The following is a 17,825-nucleotide window of genomic DNA, read 5'->3' on the forward strand; positions in this document are numbered from 1 at the left end:
GTAAAAAAGTTGCTAAATTGATTAAAATCATCTAACAACTCCTAAAAATATCTGTTGAGTATATAGTTTGAGAACTTAATACAGTTATTTATTGATACTGTACTCATAATTTCACCAGCTATATATATGTTATTTTTACCTTGTATTTCTTCTATTTTATCATAGAATCCTTTTTGCAGAGTACGGGTATCTACGTATGGACACTGATGCCAACTCTTAAATTGATAAAGTCTCGGATTAAGAAATCCCAATTTCAATAAATCACTTTTAATAATCTTTAATGATGCTTCTTTGGATCTTTTAGGTGAATTATAAGCATAAACCATTACCAGTTCTTCCCCATCACTTGAATCCCATCTAGAATTCCATATAATAACATGTCCTCTATTTTCTATAGATAGATTTTCTAGTACAAAACCACTTTTTTTTGGGATCTTTTCAACTATAAAAGCATAAACATTAAAATCTTGGTATTTTATGGAACTAAAGTAATGATTCATTTGGTAATTTGTATCACAAAGATTAGAAAATTGATTGAGTAAAGCAGTAATAATAACCCTATCATATTCTAATTGTTCAAAATTAGTATGAACACATACTTTTCCGTTATCAGTCTTAGTGATTTCTTTAACATTCTGTGTCAACCTGATATCTTTTATCTTATGCTTCAAGGAATTTATGAATGTTGAAACTCCTTTCTCCCATGTATAGAATTCAGGAAGTTCCATAAAAGACATTAATGTATCATAATCCAATATCCTAAGGACATAAAGTGCAGGTATAACATTAATATCTCCTAAACCATAGCTTGTAAAATAATTGACGTATACTGTCTTTAAAACCCTAAAATCATTCATATCACACCACTTTGAAAAAGGAATCATTAGAGAATCTTCTATGCTGTGAATATTCACTCTTTTTAAAGATTTGTATTCATTAAGAATATGTGGGAATCTGTCTAGTTCTTCAACAAAATCATCTAAATCTTCTTTTGGAATCTGCATGATTCTATTACCACTTGCATCATAATTGACCCTTGATAATTTGGGTCCATCATTTTTGATATTATAAGTCTTCATTAATTCCTTAAGACTATTTTGAGAAGGCAGTCCAAAAAGAGCACCTAGCTCATAAGACTTTCCTTTATACCATATTGTATGTAATTTACCTCCTACCCTATTATCTTTTTCAAAAACAGTAACCTTTCCGTATCCCTTTTCTTGTAGACCTTCCGCTATTACAAGCCCTGAAATACCCCCACCGATTACAGCGACCTTACAATTAGTTTTCTTCATTGTAATCACCCCGCTTTAGAGAATTAATCAAAGTAAGAATCCAAAGTGGTAATGTTTCAAAATCAACATTATTATGAGCTACTCTTTCTAGGATAACCTTAGCAGGTACTTTTCCTTCATTGCAGCCACCAGATATCTTTCTAGCGAAATTATAATGTCTAAGGAATTTGTGTAATGCTCGTTCTACCTTATTGAAAGAGTCAATATTTTCTTTAGTAATTCTACTATAGAACTCTTTTACCAATAACTTATTAAATTCATCCATATCATTGAAGATAGAATTGTTTTCATGTGAAATGAACTTGTGATTAATATTAAAATCTTCCATTATATTCCTATACTTATTGTTTTTAATAAAATAGGGTATGAATTCTCTTGTTTTTTCTGTTAATAAATTATCAATGTCTAAGTTCAAAGTGCTCATTAAGTAACCTAGTTTCAGCTCGAAATAATCCCACATATCTATGTCTTGTTTTTTATTATATATCTTAACAGAACCCCATTTTGAATAAGTGTCATAGAGAGTATATTGATATATTTTGCCAATACCTTCATATGTACCTATAAAATCGATTCTTTGAATAACTAGATAACCTACATATGACTTTTTTTTGTTATCAAAACATTTTATTAATTTTCTATTATTTCTATTCCCGCCAGAATTTTGTTTTTTATTTTTAGAATATTGTAGTCTTTGGACTTTTTTTGATAGGTTGTTCCTTTTTAAGACATTATAAATCCCCGATACCCCGATATCATAACCCTCAGCTTTTAACTCATAATAGATTCTATTGGGTCCATCTTCAGGAAATCTTTGTACATATGATAAGATTTCATTTTCTATTGTTTTATTAACTTTATTAGGCATTTTAGGCTTTTTGTGTTCTTTGATCTCTAGTCCCATCATACCATGTTTTAGATAAGCTCTTTTCCAATTGTAATATGTAGTTCTTGAAATTCCAAACAAATCACATGTCTCAGAAACATTGTTCTCTTTCAAAGCATGTTTCAGAATCATATATTTGTTATATGAATTAAAAACTTCTGCTTTCATATCAGTCCCTCACTTTTTCATATATTATGAATAAGAGTTTGGTTTATATATACATTCTAGTCTAAATACTTAATAAAATCAATTTATTATATTAATCTTTTTCCTATTATCTCTAAGGCTAACTTTTTAGACATAGATAGTGAATCTACAAAATATAAATCGTATATATCATATAATCGGGATAATTTTTTTATATCATCTAATATTTTAGTAGATAACAAGCTAAAATGTCCTTTTTATTAGTATATGATATCTGTTATAATGAAACAAATTATTAACATTTATTTTGCATTATAAAATTATATTAACAATCTTTGTAATTAGAGAGGAGTTACACCATGGAAAATTGGCTTGAATGGCTAGGTTATTTAGCTTCACTTATTGTTTTAGTATCTTTACTTATGAGTTCAATAATAAAATTAAGATGGATAAGTCTACTAGGTTCTTTTTTATTTTCATTGTATGGTTTTTTGATAGGTGCTTTACCTGTAGGGTTTATGAATCTAGGTATTTGCTTTATCAATATCTATTTCTTATTCAAGATATATAATTATAAGGAATATTTTAAGATACTACCAATCAAGAAACGTTCCCTTTATTATGACTATTTTCTTGATTTTTATAGGGATGAGATAAATAAATTCCACGAATCAGAGTTTAGTATAGAAAATTCAGATGTAGCTTTCTATATTCTAAGAAACATGGTTCCAGCAGGAATATTCATGTCAGCACAACTAAATGATAACACCCTTAAGATAAATCTGGATTTTGTAGTTCCGGAATACAGGGATTTTAAGATAGCAAATTATATTTTTGATAAGAATAAAGAATATTTTACTGATAAAGGCTACTATAACCTTGTTAGTTTTTCTTCTAATGAGAAGCATATAAAATATTTATTGAAGATGGGATTTCAATTAGATTCTTTTGAAGGTGAAAAATGCTATATGAAATCGTTATAAAATAGCTACCAGTTAGATAGTATACTAACTGTTCTTGAACCTGAATTTCATGAAATTCAGGTTCTTATTTGTTTGATTCTAATATTAATACTATGCTTTTATTGCCCATCGCATTTTAGTAGAACGAGCACGACTATTAATACGACATTCCTCTGCTGATGGTCTAATAATGTCAGGAGCAATTTTTTGGTAGACACCTTCACGTAATAAACGCTTAAAGGATTTTTTAACAAGACGATCTTCACCTGAATGAAAAGATAATATTGCTACTCGTCCTCCTGGAGCGAGGCTATCAGGTAGTTTTTCCAAAAATTCATATAAAACTTCGTATTCATTATTGACATCAATTCTTAAAGCTTGAAAAGATCTTTGACAGGATTTTTTAATCTCATCTTTTCTTTTATCTTTTGGAATAAATTGTAGAGCCTCTTTTATTATACATTGCAACTGAGTTGTTGTAATAATATTTGTTCCTTTTTTTATTTCAGATATAATAGCACGAGAGATTACTTCTGCATAAGGTTCATCTGCATTTTCTATTAACATACCTTGTAACTCCTCTTGTGAAATATCTTTTAAGCACTCTGCTGCGGATATGCCCTTATCCGGATTTAGTCGTAAATCTAGTGGTCCTTCATTCTTATATGAAAATCCTCTTTCAGGATTATCTATTTGCATTGAAGATACCCCTAAATCAGCTAATACAAAATTCAGTGGTCCTGACTCAGCTGTTATTTCATCTATGTTGGAAAAGTTCATTTGCTTGATAGTTAATATTTTACCATCATAACCTAACTTCTCTAAGCGTTCTCTAGTACGTACTAATTCAATAGGATCAACATCAAGTGCATACAAGTGTCCTTTTGAGTCTAGACATTTAAGCATTTCCAAGGTATGACCACCATAACCTAATGTTGCATCTAATCCAATTTGTCCAGGAACTATTTGTAAGAATTCCAATATTTCTTTCACGCAAATTGAAATATGCATACCCGCAGGTGTACTACCTTTACGAATCACTTTTGCTACTGTATCGCCATATTTTTCTGGTTGAAGTTCCTTGTATTTTTCTTTATAAGATCTAGGATGAGTCCCTTTATATCTAACACGTCGCTTATGTTTTTGTTCTTGCCTATCCATTGTATAACCTCTCTTTTTTTATGGGTATTATTATTAATTGTCAATATGTAAAAATTATATCATTCACAAACATGCCAGTCAATTTCATTTCCTATAACTCTTAGATTTTAAGACTTTGTTTCAAAATAATATGTTGATACGTGTATATTATGATTATAGACTGTTTAGATAGGTCTTTCCATGTCTTTACGAATTACTAAAAACATAGTATAATTAGCTTGCATTTAACATCTTGTACATTCACTATATTAGATTAAATTAATCATATTTAAAAGTTAGCTTAATATTTATATTTTTAACAAATAGTGCAATATATATATTAATATTTTATTGAAGGTGATACAATGAATGGTAAATTAGATAGACGATCTATGAGAACCCAAAAATTAATATTTGAAGCATTTGATGAATTACTCTCAGAAAATCAATACAGCAAAATTACTGTTGAGGATATTACTTCAAGAGCCAACATTGGAAGATCAACATTTTATTCTCACTTTCAAACAAAAGATGAATTATTATATAAATCATGCCAAAAACTTTTTCAACATGTATTCGCTGAAAAAGTTTTTGTAGAAGCAACTCATGATTTTTCACAAGCTAGAGATTTTAATGATTATATTACTCATATTTTATATCACCTAAAGGATAATAAGAAAATTATTAAATCCATGTTAACCTTTGAAGATAGCGGTGTATTTATGAATTACTTTAAAGAATACATTTATGATTCTTTTTCAAAAGTTATTCAACCAATTAATACTAATAACATTGATATAGAATATATAAATAATCATATTGTATCAAGCTTTGTTGAAACAATAAGATGGTGGTTTAACCATAATTTGAAAGATTCACCAGAAAAAGTGGCTGATTATTATTTATATATAATCAAAAGTATAATTTAATTTTATAATATATATTTTGTATTCCTTTACATAACTTTAGCTAAACTGGTATTTTTGTTATCCTCTTTATTCTCATAATTTCTATCATACAGCAATGCTGCATTTAGAACAACAAGAACAGAACCTGCGTTATGGACAAGTGCACCTGTTATAGGGTTCAAAAGTCCCAGTACACTCATTATTATTGCGAGCACATTAATAATCATGGACACTGTTATATTAAATTTAATTGTTTTTACAGTTGCATTTGCAAGTCTTTTTACATATGGTATTTTACCAATATCATCTCCTAATAACGCAATATCAGCTGCTTCAATTGCAACATCAGAACCTATTGTACCCATTGCTATACTTACGTCTGCAGTTTTTAATGCTGGTGCATCATTTACTCCATCTCCAACCATAGCTACTATTTTCTTGTTATTTTTTAATTTTTTAACATGGGAAACTTTATCCTCTGGCAATAAATCACTGTGAATATTTGATATACCTATTTTTTCAGCAAAAAAATTAGCTGTTTTTTCATTATCCCCTGTAAGTAATACTACTTCTGTATTCATATGTTTCAATTCATCAACAATATCTTTTACATCATTACGCAATATATCAGATAGTCCAATTACACCAACACATATACCATCTATTGCCATAAGAATTAAAGCCATTCCCTTGTTTTGAAGTTCATTGATATTATATTCTATTTGCTTATCAATTGTAATATTGTTTTCCTTCAAGAAATTTACTTTTCCACAATATACAGCTTTAGAATCAATTATACCTTTTACTCCTTTTCCTGGAATCATTGAAAATTTTTCACAATCTATAAAATCTATATTTTCCTCTTGAGCTTTTTCTACCACTGATTTAGCTAGTGGATGTTCGGATAACCTTTCAATACTTGATACCAATGTCAAAAATTTCTCTCTGTCTATCATATTTTTATCAAAATATATATCACTAACTGTCAATTTACCATAAGTTAATGTCCCAGTTTTATCAAAAGTTATTGTATCAACCTTGCCCATACTTTCTAATGCTGAACCAGATTTTATAATAATACCTTTTTTTGTAGCCTGACCAATGGCAGCCATTATTGAAGTAGGGGTTGCTAATGCCAGCGCACAAGGACAGAAAACAACAAGAACAGTTACGCCTCTTACTACATTACCAGTAATGAGCCAAACAAATATGGCAATTAATAACGCTATAGGAACTAACCATACAGCTAATTTATCTGCAATTCTCTGCATTGGAGCTTTATTTTTTTCAGCTTCTTCAACCATCTTTATCATCTTTTTAAGTGATGAATCTTCTCCAACAGCTATTGCTTTTATATCAATAGTTCCATAACAATTCAGAGTTCCACAATATACATCATCACCCATAGACTTATCAACTGGTAAGGATTCTCCTGTCATTATAGATTGATCAATAGATGAACTACCATTTATTATAACGCCATCTACAGGTATTTTTTCTCCTGGTAATACTCTTAGATTATCATTTAGTTTAATATCTTTTGCATCTATTAATTCCTCTTTATCATCTCCTGTAAGTATTCTTCCTTTTACTGGCGTAAGGTTAATAAGATTCTTTAACCCTTTATGTGCTTTCTCTACAGTTTTATCTTCCAATATGGCTCCTATTGCCATAATAAAAGCAACTTCACCAGCCGCAAAGAATTCGCCTATTAAAATAGATGCAACCATAGCCATTGATATTAATAATGCCGAAGATACCCACCTTTCAAATATTAACCTCTCCAATGCTAATATTAACATGGGAATACCAGAAATTAAAACTGCACCCCAAGCAAAATCAATAGGAGATTGTATTCCAAAAAGCATACATATTAGACTTAATATTAAGAATATGCCTGATACAATTGTCATCTTAACACCAAATAAAAAGTCCATTAATTTCTTCATTGTATATTCCTCCTTACAAAAACAGTACAATATACCTGTTAGTTAATATTGTACTGTAATTATAATTCTAAATATAAACGAAAACAATAATCAATATCATATAAATGTTCAATACTGTACATATATGAATAAATGTTCAAAAAAGATATTTTATATTTGTCTTTACCTCAATTTTCACTTCACTACTTTTATATAGTGAATTTAGAAATAGTCTGCTGCAATTCCATAGCTAACTCTGCTAGATTAGCACTGGCATTAGCCATTTCTTGAATAGAAGCAGATTGTTCTTGTGTAGATGCCGATGCTTCTTCTGTACCAGCAGCATTTTCTTCAGCTATTGCAGAAAGTGATTGTATTATATCAAGGATATTCGATTTTCTATTATCCATTTCTTCCACAGAGGTGCTCATTTTTTCAATCGCATCTTCAGTTGAACTAACTGCTACTGATATTTCATTATACTTTTCTTCAGTTTCTTTCACACTATCAACTTGTTTATTAACTGTTACTCTAACTTCTTCCATCTTCTCTACTGCCCCTGATGAATTTCTATGCAATTCATTTACTATGCTATCAATCTCCTTAGTCGAAGAAGTAGATTGTTCTGCTAACTTCCTTATTTCTTCTGCTACCACTGCAAAACCTTTACCTGCTTCACCTGCTCTTGCAGCTTCAATGGCAGCATTTAATGCTAATAAATTTGTCTGCTCTGCAATAGATGCTATAACTCCACTAGCTTTTCCTATTTTGTCAGAACTATAATTTGTTTCCTCAATAATTTTAAAAATTTCATTAGCTGATTGTCCACTTATTCTAGTTTTATGTATTAAATCTTTGATAACTTCCAACCCTTCGTCTATCAATCTATAGACATTATTAGATGAGTTATTTACATCATCCATATAGCTTTGATTTTGATTAATCAATTGACCAAGATCCGTAATTTTTGAAGCTCCCTTCTCCGTATCTTGAGCCTGACCCATTGCACCTTTTGCTAATTCATCAATGGTTTTTGATACTTCTTCTGAACTACTTGCTACCTGTTCTGCAGTTGCCGTTAACTCTTCTGAAGAGGCAGAAACATGACTTGATACGTCCTGAACTTGTTTAATTAGCTCAATAAAATTATTTTGCATTGTAGTTAATGCTCTCGCTATATCTCCTGTTTCATCTTTACGATTTAAAAACTTAATTGCTTTATGTTCTTTTTGAAAAGATAGATCAAATGCTGCTAAGCGGTTTATTAATTCAGATAGAATATGTATTGTATTAACAACATACTTACTATTCCAATACATAAAAAGTGTCATTAAAACTGTTCCTATTATAGCTAGTACAATAGTTATTTTAAGTAGGTTATTTGCTTCAGCCATCATTTCATCATATGGAACAATGGCACTGTACGACCATTTTAAATCAGATCCTTCAAAATTTATTGGTTCATATACTTTTTGTACATCTTTACCCATTGATTCAGACCATGAGAAGCTAATAAAAGACTCACCCTTATTTATTTTATCTAATATTTCTTCCCCTTTATCACCAGTAAATTCTCCACCAATTTTATTAAGTCTATCTTCTTTTAGATGAGCAAGTACTATGCCTTTGTCACTAATTAGTCTACCGAATCCTGTATCAAAAAACTTAACATCAGCACAAATATTTTTCAAAGTATTAAGAGAAATATCAAATCCCGCAATACCTATAAACTTCCCATTCTTAAATATAGGCTGACTCATTGTAATACATGTGACGCTTTCATTATTAATATTCCATATATTAGGATCAGAAATATACAATTCTCCAGTTTCTTTTGGAACATCATAATATTCGTTTCCTTCAATGTTTTTACAATAGTCTATTACCAAATCACTCCCCTTACGAGTAATAAGTGGTGCAAAACGCCCATTTGCATTACTACCTTGTGTACTTCTATTAATCAAGTCGTTATTGTCAAAAGCATTGGAATCAAACACTGCCCAAGCATCTACATAATCATTATTATTACTAAGCTGTTCTTTTATATAGTTAATTACACTTTCTCGATTATTATTACCACTTAACATCATTAATTCTATTGACTCACTTAATCCAATAGTTGCATGTCGAGCGTGATCTAAAACTTTTTCTAAATCATTTGCTTTGTTTTCAGTAAACAATTCTATTTCTCTGATAGCTGATTCTTTGCTAAAAGAATGATTCACGAATAATAAATATCCAACGATACTTACCATAACTAGAATAATAATACCTAAATTTAAGTACACTAATCTATTTCTTAGTTTCATTGTTAGTCATCTCCTTAATCCATTAATTTGTCGAAACATAGTACTTGTTATTATAACAGTGAACTGTCTTTATAACTATGACTATTGTTAGGTCTTTTATTTTCTTGAAGAAATATTTTATGTTACAGTCTATTTAATAAGTAACTTTTACTTAGAATTATTAGGATCTAATATCTGAAATTATAGAAAATACAGAATTATAATAATTTTTTAACTAATAAAAGCTAGAAGATATTTCTATCCCTCTAGCCTCCTAAAATTCTCACAAAACCCTGTTACATACCTTAAAGGTATCTCAACATAACCTTCTTTTTCACACTGAACTTTATATTGTTTCCGAAATTCAGATGGATTGCACTGATAAAATTTTTTAATATACTTTCTTAAATATTTCTGATCAGAAAATCCACATTGATTAGATATATCTATCAGCCTTTTGTCGGTTGTCAACATCATTCTTGCAGCTTTCTCTGTCATCATTGTATGCTTTAGCCAACTAAACCCATATCCAAATCGCTCAAGAATATCAATCCTTAAATAAGCATAGCTCACTCCAAGGTAGCTTGATAAATTCTTTAAACTCATTTCAGATAACTCACTATTTTCCAAAAAAATCTTCTTATATAGCAATTTGTTTCTTGCAATAATATATTCGCTAAATCGTTTATGGTTCTTTCCAGACGAAATATAGTCAAAATGATAGCATAAGAATTTTATTATCTCTTTTGCTTTTTTTCTTGTATTGCAATTACACGAAGTTTTCCCATATTCATGAATTAAATCTCTTAGTTTCAATTGAAGTTCATTATATCTTTCTTTATTTCTATTTCCGTATTTAACTGAATTACATAATATAATTGATTCTTTATAGTCACAACAAGCTGAAAGGCAAAATTCCCTATCAAACGTTACCACAACAACTAAATTTTCTTCTGTTATTGCTGTTAATTTATGTATCTCTCCCTTATTTAGAACTAATATATCTCCTGATTTCATTATATTATCTTTTGCCCAAACTCTCAATTTAATTTTACCTGCTACTACCATAACAACTGTCATATTATCGTGCCAATGATAGAGGTGGTCTTTAACAACTCTAACACATGCATGTACACTGCTATCTATTCCCATCTAATGTAAATTCCTCCTCTCTTTATTTCATAAGCAAGTGGCTGAAAAATTCGTTTATAAACACATTTTTATTCAATCACTTCTATTGAAAGATAGTCAAAGTATTATACAATTGTTTTTAGTAGATTTTTATTTATTACTAATTATACCATACATGTATATTTTTTTTACCCTTTAATTCAAAGCTTATTTTAATTTCAAATGTCATTCTTCTTTATTCACTAAACTTATAGTTATCTCTGTCCCTTATACATCAATCTTATTGTTCTTTAATGCCATTAATTATGCCCCCTTTCACCGTCATAGTGTATTTATTGAATATTATATCACTAACAATAACATATTCCAATATTATTCAATTAATAATGATAATTTTTAAAAACAAAAGACAAAATCTCTTGTTAAACACTAGAAATTTTGTCTCTTAATGTATACTACTATGTTATTTAATTATATTTCCTCAGCCATATTCCTATTCTATCATTATATTTTTAACGGCATTGAATAGAAAGTATCTTATTTATTCGCCAACTCATCTCTCCACCTAATAAAATAATAATATGAGAAGTAAGATGTCTGTGGCTTTCGGGATTTCACTCGCCTATTTACCCAAACTTATAACCGTCAAAAACTTCAAGCCCTTCTTCATTTAGCAACTTTGGTAGGACTGTTGGCTTGTTGGGACTATTTTCAAATATCTCTTCCGAAGATATCATGATATTACTACCAGCAATTTCTGCCAATTGATCATGCGTGACACTGTACACCATTTTCCCTAACTTACTCCAAACCATTGCTCCTGCGCACATGCAGCATGGTTCACAACTTGTATAAAGAGTATATTCGCTTAGGTCGCTAGTGTTGTTGGTACGGCAGAAATCACGAATCAGACCTATCTCAGCATGATACGTCGGATCGCTTCCTGAAAAAATCTGGTTTGAAGCACGCATTACAATCTTATTATCTTTAACAAGAATTGCTCCAAATGGTTCATTTCCTTTTTCTCTTGCTTCTTTTGCCATATTGATTGCTTCTATCATGAAAGCCTTATCCATTGTATTCATCTAATTATCTTCCCTTCCAAAATCTTCAATGACGCCACCTACCCATTTGCAAAAGTCTAATGAAGCTTTCTTTGCAATCGCAACTACATTAGCATGGGAGTGCTTTTGCTGTTGAATGCCAGTTGCCATATTTGTAATACATGAGATGCCTAAAACTTTCATACCAAGATAATTGGCCGCAATCGTTTCTGGCACAGTCGACATACCGATCGCATCCGCACCCAATTTACCAAAAGCTCTAATTTCTGCAGCTGTTTCGTAACAAGGACCAATAAAACCTCCATATACCCCTTCGCCATGGCTAATGCCTAACTCCATTGCAACTGACTTAGCACGCTTTTGAAGTTCCAAATCATATGGTTCAGTCATATCAGGGAACCGTGGACCAAATCGCTCATCATTTGGACCATATAATGGATTATCACTTACAAAATTGATGAAGTCAGTGATAAGCATCAAAGTTCCAGGTGCAAAAGACGTATTAATCCCACCACAAGAATTTGTTATAATCAGATTTTCAATGCCCAGTTGCTTCATCACATACACCGGATAAGTAACTTCCTTCATTGAATATCCTTCATAATAATGAAACCTACCTTGCATGGCCAACACATTCACTCCTTTGATGTTCCCAAACACCAGTTGACCTTCATGTCCGACTACAGTTGATTGAGGGAAATTCGGAATATCTGTATACTTGATATAAGTCGGTTTCTCTATACTATCAACCAGTTGTCCCAGACCTGATCCAAGTATTACTGCTACATCAGGTTCAATGTTGACCTTGCTGTTGATATACTCAACAGATTGCATCACTTTTTCGTACATTTTATCCATGATCGTCTCCTTCTGCTTACTCTTTATTCTATTGTCTTAGTCAACGTTTTACACGTTCATTGTTTGTAGATCATAGGTACCATTCCACCCATTAATCATCAAGAATCTTAGTAAAATACTCTTCCAGTCCAAGTCGAGTGTATTGTTCCATAGGACTGTCATTATCCTTCATCAGTCGGACCATATGAAAACACATTCTATCTTCAATATCTTCATCAGTAATTGGGCTAAGCTGCTTCTTGTCCGATTCTAAATCAAATAGCATGTTGCCTTCCTCAAATAAATCAACTGGTGGAAATTCCATGTTGATTTCTTTAAATGTAAATGATTTTCCCCCAGCAACCTTAAGAACTTTCACACCTTTTGTAAACTCGAAGCCATCCACTAACTCCATGTTTTCAAGTTCATCGATAGGAAATGGATTTTTGGAGTGAGCCGGCATCAGTGTATAGTTGTTCAGATTCTTTCGATTCTCAATGACTCCGCCTTGTGGCGCTCTCATATAAACGTACCGCCCATCAGTGATACAGACATGGCCACCATGTTGTCCAAACAATGCATAGTCCCTCTCTGTTTTATCGCTCATAATCACGTCTTTCAAAACTTTGCCTTGAATATCTTTAGGTATCTCTAAGTCGAAGTACTCTAACAGTGTTGGTGCAAGATCAATTGTCTGAACCAACGACGATCGTCTTTCACCTTTTACTTGTGCTCGTGGGTCCCATATGAACAATGGCGTATTTGCTATTTCATTGTAATATGGCATAAACATTTTGCCCCACCATTCATGCTCACCCAAGATGAATCCATGGTCAGTATTTACGATCAACATCGTATCCTCCCACAAATTGTATTTATCCATCATGTCCAGGACTTTACCAATATAATTGTCACACATAGACAGAAGTGCAGCATATTCATATCTACAATGTTCAATTTGCTCCCTTGTCTCACTAACCGGATGATAATTAGGCCAATCAAAATCTGGTCCATCATACTCATGGGGATAGAATTCTTTATAATTTGCACTTGTAAAAAATGGCTCATGTGGGTCAAATGTTTCAATTTGAAGGAACCAATTGTCCTCACTATGATTTAATTCAATAAACTCCAGTCCATTGTGAAAGGTCTTAGCTTGAGGCTGATTAACCTCCTCTTGCATAAATTGGCGATTTACATATTCTTGTCGACCCCAGAATCCACCTTTCCCATCAAGGTGATCTGGAATATCAATATCGCCAACGACTCCCATCCATCCTTCACCCTCTTGTCCTCTTGAGAACGAATGAGTGCTATACTTGGTGTGGTAATTTGCACCGCCTTCATCCCAGTAGTGCCAGTGATCAGTTACGAGATGACTGTGGATACCATTTTTGTGTAGAAGTTTAGGCATAGAGTCATCAAATGGCTCTAACGGTCCCCAACTCCTATGCAGAAAATTCAATCTTCCTGTATGAAGCTCTCTTCTTGCCGGCATACAAGGCATGCTTCCTACATAACAGTTATCAAATGTTAAACTCTTTTCAGCAAGACGCTGAAAGTTAGGTGCATGAGTCCAGTCACATCCATATGCGGGTAGCATATGCCTGTTTAAGGAATCGTACATCACCATAATTGCCTTCATAATATACCTCCTTTAGGTTATATAGAAAATCTAGTGTTCATCCTCGTGCTTACCAATTCCTGCTGGTGGGCGAATATGTTTAACACCGAATGCCAACACAAATAAGGTTACAAAATACGGAATTGTCTGCATAATTTGTGATGGTACACCTTGTCCCTGTAAATATATCTGTAGCGCATCGGAGAAACCAAAGATCAATGCTGAGAATACAATATAAAACGGATTGTACCTACCAAGAATCGCTATAACAACGGCAATATACCCTCTACCAGCTGTCATGTTCTTTTGGAATAGATTTATGTTATCAATTGACAAGTATGCTCCTGCTAAACCAGCCAGAACTCCACATATTAGTACACCTGTATATTTAATCTGCTTTACTTTTAGACCCATTGTAGATGCAGCTTTTGGATTCTCTCCCACAACTCTGAGTCTCATGCCAAAGACTGTCTTAAAAAGTATAATCCATCCAACAATAATGAAAATCACCATAAACAGGAATAGTATAGACTGGCTGCCAATTATATTGCCAATTAGCGGAATTCCTTTAAGGAAATCCAATTCAACACTAATGCTGGCCACCTGTGGTGAACTACCCTTTGAGCCCCAAATAAGCTCTGTCAATAAAGTTGTAGCAGCAAGGGCCAGCAAGTTCATCCCTACACCTGCAATAACTTGATTAACCTTGTATCTAATACATAATATTCCATACAGAAAAGCAAACAGAGCCCCACCTAGCATTCCTATCAATACACCCCAAAGGGCACTTCCAGTTGCATAAGAACCTGCAACCGCTGAAAAAGCACCGGTCATCATCATACTTTCAAGCCCCAATGCCATAATTCCGCTTCTCGCAGAGAACACGCCGCCTAACGATGCCAATATCAATGGTATCGACATACTTATTGTTGCGATAAGTATATATTCAAGGTTTCCTTGCAATAAACTCATTTATGATGTCCTCCTTCTTTGAAACATTTTTTTACTTTACTAGGCAAAGATAGAATTTCCTTAATTAAAAGCGGAGTAGCAACAAATATAATTACTAGTGCTTGAACAATATCTGCATATGTTAGAGGTATATCCGTCTTTAGGTCAAGAATCATGGACCCAGCCCTAATAACACCAAAAACCAATCCAGAAAAAAGAACACCAATCGGACTACCCGCTGCCAAGGCAGATACAGCTATTCCACTAAAGCCATACCCAGGAGAAAAATCAACGATAAATCGTCCATCTACACCTAAAACATGTACTGCGCCAGCCAAACCTGCTACTGCGCCACTAAGAAACATTGATGTCATTACTGTACGTCCAACGTTGATGCCAGCCGTATTTGCGGCTCTCTTATTGAGACCTACAACCTTGATTTCGTAACCAAGTATAGTATTGTCAATTACATACTTGGCTATAAAACAAGCTAATACTGCAATGATAAAAGCTACTGTTAATTGGCTTTTGGGTACCAGTTTTATGAGTCTGAGCTGATCTCCAATCATTTCTGTCTGGCCAATAACGCTCCCTTCTGCTTTCAGGGGAAAACTAACCAAATAATTTGCAATGAGTACTGCTATAGAGTTAAGCATAATGGTTGCAATTACTTCATTGGAACCAAACTTAACTTTCATGAAGCCTACAATACCGGCATAAAATCCGCCAATGGCCATACCAGCACCTATAGCTAGTAAAATAACTAAGGTTGAAGGTATTCCTTGTACAGTTGTTGCTATATACGCAGCGCCAAGTGCGCCCAGGTAAAGCTGACCTTCTACACCAAGGTTAATCATATTGGCCTTTCCTGCAATCGCAAATGCCAAACCACTAAGTATAAGTGGTGTTGCTTGAGTCAAAGTTCTAGCAATAGCAGCTTTTCCATCGAACGCTCCCAAAATTATTGCTTTAAGAGCTTCAATTGGACTATAACCGCTAATACCAATAAAAGCACCGCTGACGAGAATTGCCATAATCATAGCAGTAATTGACATAAACACTTTATTATCTTTACTAGTCAACAAACCTCTTAGTCTATTCAACGCCAACACCTCCTTTAATCGTATGGCTACCGGTCATGTATACACCAAGCTCAGACTCTGTAAATTCATCTCTTTTGGCCTCAAGAACTATTTCGCCTTCGTAAATCACCGCAAGGCGGTCGCTGAGATTTCTCACTTCATCAAGATCTGCAGATATCAATAAAATAGCTTTTCCTTCATCCCTAAGCTCTAACATTTTTGAATGTATATATTCCATTGCTCCAATATCAACACCCCTTGTTGGTTGCGCAATGATAATAACATCAGGATCCTGGCTAAATATTCTTGCTATCACAATTTTTTGCTGATTTCCACCTGAAAGAGTTTTGCATGCAACTTTTGCATTTGAGGCTTTTATTCTGTAACTATCTATCTTATCTGTGGCAAATTCATGAATAGCATCCTTCTTTAGAATCCCTTTTTTACTGAACTCAGGATTCTTATGATAGCCAAGAATGACATTATCCATTAATGACATTTCTGTCACAAGGCCTTGGGACATCCTATCCTCTGGAACATGTCCCACCTTATTGCTAATCATATTTCTTGCATTTCCATCAATCTTAGCACCGTCTTTGTACATCTCAACCGTAGTTGCTTTTTTCACACCTGTAAGAATTTCGAGTAACTCACTTTGCCCATTCCCTTCAATACCTGCAATGCCAAGAATTTCTCCTCTTCTAAGCTGTAGATTAATGTTGTTTAGAATGTTTCTACCATTTTTTTCTAATGACAAATTTTTAACCTCAAAAGCTGTTTCTCCTACAGATGTACTCGGTCTCTGCATACCAAGTTCTACATCCCTTCCCACCATCATTTTTGACAGGTCTTCGACTGTAACTTTGCTCACATCAATATTCTTTTCTATCATCTTTCCATCCCGAAGCACAGAAGCCCTGTCAGCAATATTAATTGTCTCTTTTAGTTTATGTGTAATAATAACGATCGTCTTGCCATCTTTTTTAAGTTTACTCATTATTTTAAACAACTCGTCAACTTCCTGAGGTGTTAGAACAGCAGTTGGCTCGTCCAAAATGATGATATCTGCACCACCATACATAGCTTTCAAGATTTCAACACGTTGTTGTTCACCGGTGGACAGTGATTCTACTTTAGCTGATGCAGACATATTAAAGCCATACGTATCAATCATCTCTTGAATCTCTGTCTCCGCCCTGGCTTTATCAAAAAAGAGGCCCTTATTGGGTTCTCTACCTATTACAACGTTTTCAGTCACTGTCATCACAGGGGTTAGCATAAAATGCTGATGTACCATACTAATTCCCTGTTTAATTGCATCCATCGGATGTTTCATTATCTGTTTTGTTCCATTTATATAAACTTCTCCTTCATAGGGATAGTTCATTCCGTAAAGAATTTTCATAAGCGTTGATTTACCTGCACCATTTTCACCCAAGAGCGAATGTATCTCACCTTTTTGAAGTGTAAAATCAACTTTATCAACAGCCTTTACATTAACACTGGTATAAATCTTTTCAATATTCAACATTCTTACTGCATCTACCATACCACTATTCCTTTCCAGTCGATTTCATAGAGA

14 protein-coding genes are annotated in these 17,825 nt (G+C 32.9%); 2 read left to right on the forward strand and 12 right to left on the reverse strand.

Annotated elements, in window-relative coordinates; genetic code table 11:
* Positions 1 to 41: 41 nt before the first annotated feature.
* The gene (locus N4A55_RS02315) at positions 42 to 1,295 is read right to left on the reverse strand and encodes an FAD-dependent oxidoreductase (protein ID WP_293753829.1); all 1,254 of its coding nucleotides are present in this window, start codon (positions 1,293 to 1,295) and stop codon (positions 42 to 44) included.
* The gene (locus N4A55_RS02320) at positions 1,282 to 2,349 is read right to left on the reverse strand and encodes a helix-turn-helix domain-containing protein (RefSeq protein WP_293753830.1); all 1,068 of its coding nucleotides are present in this window, start codon (positions 2,347 to 2,349) and stop codon (positions 1,282 to 1,284) included. The genes N4A55_RS02315 and N4A55_RS02320 overlap by 14 nt, the downstream gene beginning before the upstream one ends.
* 338 nt (positions 2,350 to 2,687) lie before the next feature.
* Here N4A55_RS02320 and N4A55_RS02325 point away from each other — a divergent pair, with 338 nt between their 5' ends.
* Positions 2,688 to 3,311: a hypothetical protein gene (locus N4A55_RS02325; RefSeq protein WP_293753831.1), complete on the forward strand. Its 624-nt coding sequence runs from the start codon at positions 2,688 to 2,690 to the stop codon at positions 3,309 to 3,311.
* A gap of 90 nt (positions 3,312 to 3,401) precedes the next feature.
* On the opposite strand, the gene rsmH is transcribed toward N4A55_RS02325, so the two are convergent.
* The gene (rsmH, locus tag N4A55_RS02330) at positions 3,402 to 4,451 is read right to left on the reverse strand and encodes a 16S rRNA (cytosine(1402)-N(4))-methyltransferase RsmH (RefSeq protein ID WP_293753832.1); all 1,050 of its coding nucleotides are present in this window, start codon (positions 4,449 to 4,451) and stop codon (positions 3,402 to 3,404) included.
* Positions 4,452 to 4,795: 344 nt separating this feature from the next.
* Between rsmH and N4A55_RS02335 the strand changes: the two genes are divergently transcribed.
* Complete coding sequence (locus tag N4A55_RS02335) at positions 4,796 to 5,359, forward strand: TetR/AcrR family transcriptional regulator (RefSeq protein WP_293753833.1); 564 nt, start codon at positions 4,796 to 4,798, stop codon at positions 5,357 to 5,359.
* A gap of 26 nt (positions 5,360 to 5,385) precedes the next feature.
* On the opposite strand, the gene N4A55_RS02340 is transcribed toward N4A55_RS02335, so the two are convergent.
* From N4A55_RS02340 to N4A55_RS02380, 9 genes are all read right to left on the reverse strand, one after another.
* Positions 5,386 to 7,287 (reverse strand): heavy metal translocating P-type ATPase, encoded by a 1,902-nt coding sequence (locus N4A55_RS02340; protein WP_293753835.1) that lies wholly within the window; start codon positions 7,285 to 7,287, stop codon positions 5,386 to 5,388.
* A gap of 188 nt (positions 7,288 to 7,475) precedes the next feature.
* The gene (locus N4A55_RS02345; protein ID WP_293753836.1) at positions 7,476 to 9,575 is read right to left on the reverse strand and encodes a methyl-accepting chemotaxis protein; all 2,100 of its coding nucleotides are present in this window, start codon (positions 9,573 to 9,575) and stop codon (positions 7,476 to 7,478) included.
* 237 nt (positions 9,576 to 9,812) lie between these two features.
* Entirely contained in the window at positions 9,813 to 10,706 is an 894-nt protein-coding gene (locus N4A55_RS02350) for an AraC family transcriptional regulator (RefSeq protein WP_293753838.1), read from the reverse strand.
* Between the two features lie 605 nt (positions 10,707 to 11,311).
* Positions 11,312 to 11,770 carry a nucleoside deaminase gene (locus N4A55_RS02355; RefSeq protein WP_293753839.1) on the reverse strand — a complete coding sequence of 153 codons (459 nt, stop codon included), beginning with the start codon at positions 11,768 to 11,770 and terminating at the stop codon, positions 11,312 to 11,314.
* A complete protein-coding gene (locus tag N4A55_RS02360; protein WP_330666283.1) occupies positions 11,771 to 12,607 on the reverse strand; it encodes a purine-nucleoside phosphorylase in 837 nt (278 codons plus the stop codon).
* Positions 12,608 to 12,698: 91 nt separating this feature from the next.
* Positions 12,699 to 14,231 (reverse strand): sulfatase, encoded by a 1,533-nt coding sequence (locus N4A55_RS02365; protein WP_293753841.1) that lies wholly within the window; start codon positions 14,229 to 14,231, stop codon positions 12,699 to 12,701.
* A gap of 30 nt (positions 14,232 to 14,261) precedes the next feature.
* Entirely contained in the window at positions 14,262 to 15,182 is a 921-nt protein-coding gene (locus N4A55_RS02370; protein ID WP_293753842.1) for an ABC transporter permease, read from the reverse strand.
* Entirely contained in the window at positions 15,179 to 16,264 is a 1,086-nt protein-coding gene (locus N4A55_RS02375) for an ABC transporter permease (RefSeq protein WP_293753844.1), read from the reverse strand. Before N4A55_RS02375 ends, N4A55_RS02370 begins: the two co-directional genes overlap by 4 nt.
* A complete protein-coding gene (locus tag N4A55_RS02380; protein WP_293753845.1) occupies positions 16,257 to 17,792 on the reverse strand; it encodes an ABC transporter ATP-binding protein in 1,536 nt (511 codons plus the stop codon). The genes N4A55_RS02375 and N4A55_RS02380 overlap by 8 nt, the downstream gene beginning before the upstream one ends.
* Between the last annotated feature and the right edge of the window lie 33 nt (positions 17,793 to 17,825).

The organism is Vallitalea sp., assembly GCF_025211055.1.
Classification (GTDB): Bacteria; Bacillota; Clostridia; order Lachnospirales; family Vallitaleaceae; genus Vallitalea.

Coding starts and splice junctions, on each gene's coding strand:
- N4A55_RS02315 (WP_293753829.1), bottom strand. CDS start 1,295: ATGAAGAAAACTAATTGTAAGGTCGCTGTAATCGGTGGGGGTATTTCA.
- N4A55_RS02320 (WP_293753830.1), bottom strand. CDS start 2,349: ATGAAAGCAGAAGTTTTTAATTCATATAACAAATATATGATTCTGAAA.
- N4A55_RS02325 (WP_293753831.1), top strand. CDS start 2,688: ATGGAAAATTGGCTTGAATGGCTAGGTTATTTAGCTTCACTTATTGTT.
- rsmH (WP_293753832.1), bottom strand. CDS start 4,451: ATGGATAGGCAAGAACAAAAACATAAGCGACGTGTTAGATATAAAGGG.
- N4A55_RS02335 (WP_293753833.1), top strand. CDS start 4,796: ATGAATGGTAAATTAGATAGACGATCTATGAGAACCCAAAAATTAATA.
- N4A55_RS02340 (WP_293753835.1), bottom strand. CDS start 7,287: ATGAAGAAATTAATGGACTTTTTATTTGGTGTTAAGATGACAATTGTA.
- N4A55_RS02345 (WP_293753836.1), bottom strand. CDS start 9,575: ATGAAACTAAGAAATAGATTAGTGTACTTAAATTTAGGTATTATTATT.
- N4A55_RS02350 (WP_293753838.1), bottom strand. CDS start 10,706: ATGGGAATAGATAGCAGTGTACATGCATGTGTTAGAGTTGTTAAAGAC.
- N4A55_RS02355 (WP_293753839.1), bottom strand. CDS start 11,770: ATGAATACAATGGATAAGGCTTTCATGATAGAAGCAATCAATATGGCA.
- N4A55_RS02360 (WP_330666283.1), bottom strand. CDS start 12,607: ATGGATAAAATGTACGAAAAAGTGATGCAATCTGTTGAGTATATCAAC.
- N4A55_RS02365 (WP_293753841.1), bottom strand. CDS start 14,231: ATGAAGGCAATTATGGTGATGTACGATTCCTTAAACAGGCATATGCTA.
- N4A55_RS02370 (WP_293753842.1), bottom strand. CDS start 15,182: ATGAGTTTATTGCAAGGAAACCTTGAATATATACTTATCGCAACAATA.
- N4A55_RS02380 (WP_293753845.1), bottom strand. CDS start 17,792: ATGGTAGATGCAGTAAGAATGTTGAATATTGAAAAGATTTATACCAGT.